At 68.8% G+C, this 3,460-nt stretch carries 3 protein-coding genes; all 3 read left to right on the forward strand.

All coding sequences use genetic code 11. The annotated features are described in order from the left end of the window. The first annotated feature begins 48 nt into the window (after positions 1-48). On the forward strand, positions 49-1,704 hold the full coding sequence (locus I0Q12_RS22930; RefSeq protein WP_307846447.1) for an AMP-binding protein: 1,656 nt from the start codon (positions 49-51) through the stop codon (positions 1,702-1,704). Further along, complete coding sequence (locus I0Q12_RS22935; RefSeq protein ID WP_197255038.1) at positions 1,701-2,705, forward strand: nitronate monooxygenase family protein; 1,005 nt, start codon at positions 1,701-1,703, stop codon at positions 2,703-2,705. Before I0Q12_RS22930 ends, I0Q12_RS22935 begins: the two co-directional genes overlap by 4 nt. Then, the coding region (locus I0Q12_RS22940) for a hypothetical protein (RefSeq protein ID WP_231611266.1) at positions 2,705-3,460 on the forward strand (756 nt) is incomplete at its 3' end. The genes I0Q12_RS22935 and I0Q12_RS22940, both read left to right, overlap by 1 nt.

Raw genomic sequence — 3,460 nt, forward strand, 5'->3', positions numbered from 1 at the left:
GGGCAACACATGCGCCCCGAAAGCCCTGGGGGAGGAAGCGGAGCTGACGTGGACACGAGCAACACCGCGCGGGTGACAGGCCGGCTGGGAACTGTCGATGACCGCGATCCCGCCGCGCTGCGAGACCAGTGGTACCGCGAGGGCTTCTACAGCGATCGCACGTGGCCCGATGCGCTCGCCGAAAGCTGCGCGACCGGGGCGGCGACGACTCTGGTCTACGCCGGAGGCGAGGGCGCAGAACTCGTCACGACCGTCGGGGAGATCCACGCCCGGGCCCAGCGTGTGGCCACGGCTCTGCAGGAACGGGGCATCGGCCCCGGGGATTCGGTGGCGGTGCAGTTGCCCAACCGGATCGAAGCCTCCATCGCATACGCGGCGGTGATGCTCGCCGGTGCGGTCCTCGTTCCGATCGTGCACATCTACGGACCGAACGAGGTGCGGTTCATCCTCGAACAGTCCGGCGCCAAGGTCCTGTTCCAGCCCGACCGCTGGCGCTCGATCGACTACGGCAACCGTGTCGCCGCGTTCGCCGACATCCCCACGCTCGAACACATCGTGGTGGTCGGCGAGGCCGTACCGGAGGGCGCGTGCCCGTGGGACGACCTGCTCACCACCACGACGGAATACGCACGACCCGCCGTCCACGCCGACGACGTCGCGTTGCTCATCTACACCTCGGGTACCACGTCCGCGCCGAAGGGCGTACAGCACAGCCACAATTCGCTGCTCGCCGAGCAGCAGGCGGCGACGGAGTACCTCGGAACGGGTGACGACGCCGTTCAACTCGTGACGTTCCCGCCCGGACACATCGCCGGCGTCGGCAGCATGCTGCGCCCCCTGCTCCACGGCCGGAACACCGTCTACATGGACATGTGGGATCCCGCTCTCGCGGTCGAACTGATCTCCCGTCACCGCGTCACCGCGACGGCCGGAACCCCCTTCCACCTCACCGGCATGCTCGACATCGAGGGAGTTGCCGGAAAGCTCGCGACGCTACGCGAATTCCTCATCGGTGCGGCCACGGTGCCCGAGGACCTGGTTCGTCGCGCAGGCGACATGGGTATCGGCACCTTCCGCTGCTACGGATCGACCGAACATCCCACGGTCACATCCGGCACCGCCACCGACCCGGAACCGGCGCGCCTCGGCACCGACGGTTCGCCGCTGCCGGGCGTGCGCGTGCGCATCGTCGACGAAACCGGCACCGACGTGCCCACCGGCGTCGACGGTGAGATCATCACGCGCGGACCCGACCAGTTCGTCGGCTACCGGGACGCAAGCCTCGACGCTGCGGCGTTCACCGCCGACGGCTGGATGCGCACCGGCGATCTCGGCCACCTCGACGCCGACGGGCGGCTCACGATCACCGATCGCATCAAGGACGTCGTGATCCGCGCGGGCGAGACGATCTCGTCGGGCCAGCTGGAGGACGTGCTGGTCACCCATCCGGCCGTGGCGGAGGGCGCGATCGTCGCGGCGCCCGATCCGCGATACGGGGAAATGGTGGCCGCGGTCGTCGTCCCGGTCCCCGGCGCCGACATCGATCTCGACAGCATCCGCGAGCACTTCGCCGAATCCGGACTGGCGAAACAGAAGACGCCCGAACGACTCGTCGTCGTCGACGCCCTGCCGCGCACGGCCCTGGGCAAGGTCCGCAAGGCGGAACTCCGCGCCGAGCACTTCCCGAGGGCCGGCGGCAGATGAGCGTGCGCTGGCAGGATCTGCGACTGCCGGTGATGGCGGCACCGATGTTTCTGGTCTCGAACCTCGACCTGGTGATCGCCGCGTGCCGCGCGGGCGTCGTGGGGGCGTTTCCGTCCGCGAACCCGCGGGCACCCGAGACCCTCGACGGCTGGCTCGGCGCCATCCGCTTCGCCGAGCGCGAAAGTATCGACCGCGGTGAGCCGTTCGCGCCGTTCTGCGTGAACATGCCGGCATCGGCTGCGCTCGACAAGGACAGGCGCGACCGCGCGCTCGCGACCGTCGCGAAGCACGAGGTGCCGCTGATCCTCACCAACATGGGCGATCCGAAGGAGATCGTCGACGCCGCCCACGACTGGGGCGGCACGGTGTTCCACGACGTGACGACCGTCCGGCACGCCGAGAAGGCGATCGCGGCCGGTGTCGACGGACTCATGCTCGTCTGTGCGGGGGCCGGGGGACACGCGGGCACACTGTCGCCGTTCGCCTTCCTGCCGCAGGTACGCCGCATGTTCGACGGCTCCATCATGCTTGCCGGTGGTATCGCCGACGGCAACGGCATCGCGGCGGCACTCGCGCTCGGTGCCGACCTCGCGGTGATGGGTACCCGGTTCATCGCGACGCTCGAATCGGGGACGGTCGACGACCACAAGAGCATGCTTGTCGACGCGCGCAGTGAGGACGTGGTGTTCACCGACGCCATCGCGGGCCTGCCCGCGAGTTTCCTCGCACCGTCGATCGCCGCGAACGGGCTCGACCCGGACGATCTGCCGAAACCCGTTGCGCGACACAGACCGAACCTTCCTCCCGGCGTGAAGCCGTGGAAGACGGTGTTCAGTGGCGGTCATTCGACCGGCCTGATCCGCGACATTCCCCCGGTCGCGGGTGTGGTCGACCGGTTGGCATACGAGTTCGATGCCGCTCGCCGAGCGGGCGACTGGCGTGCCGCGCTCGCCGAGTCCCTGTCACGACGGCCGGAAGCAGCAACCCGAAAGGCGCCATGATGACCACACAGGAAATCGGTTTCGTCGAAGCCGACGACTACTTGCACCCGGTCTCCGACAACTTCTACGAGAACGAGACCTTCTGGTTCTCCTTCTTCGTCCCGGAGCGCAACATCGGCGCCTGGATCTACGTGGGAGTGCGGCAGAACGCGGGAATCACGCACGGAGGGCTGTGGCTGTGGGACGACACCGCGGTGGACCCCTGGGATCTGCCCTTCTACGAGGGCTTCTCGGCCCTGAAGATGCCGACCTTCGACGGGCCGAAGCTGATCAGCCCGACCGGCGCGACGATCGAGGTGCTCGAGCCGGGTGAGGTCTACGACGTCCGCTACGAGGATCGGAACCGCATCTCCGTCGAACTGTCGTTCCGGGGATTCGAACGGCCCGTTCCGCTTCTCCGGGGCGCCCCGCCCTATCCGGCGGCGTCGCACTACGACCAGACCGGCCGGGTCACCGGGCACCTGATTCTCGACGGCGAACGAATCGACGTCGAGTGCTGCGCGATGCGGGACCGATCGTGGGGCCCGCGCACCGAGCGGGGATACGGTCGCGTGGGATACACCTGGCTGGCCGACCCGGAGTGCAGCCTGCTCACCTATTCGGTGCCCACCGACACCACCGACAGCGTGCACACCGGGTATGTGCGCCGCGGCGACGAAGTCTCGCGGCTGGTCGGCGGCGAGCGGAAGGTGGTCCGGGATCCGGCCCGTGCCTGGGTGGACCGGCTCGAGATCGCGGTGACCGACGAGCACGGG

It is taken from the genome of Rhodococcus sp. CX, assembly GCF_015865005.1.
Lineage (GTDB): Bacteria > Actinomycetota > Actinomycetes > Mycobacteriales > Mycobacteriaceae > Rhodococcus.

What these genes read in the sequence shown, in the direction of transcription:
- I0Q12_RS22935 (WP_197255038.1), top strand. Translation starts at nt 1,701, where the DNA reads ATGAGCGTGCGCTGGCAGGATCTGCGACTGCCGGTGATGGCGGCACCG.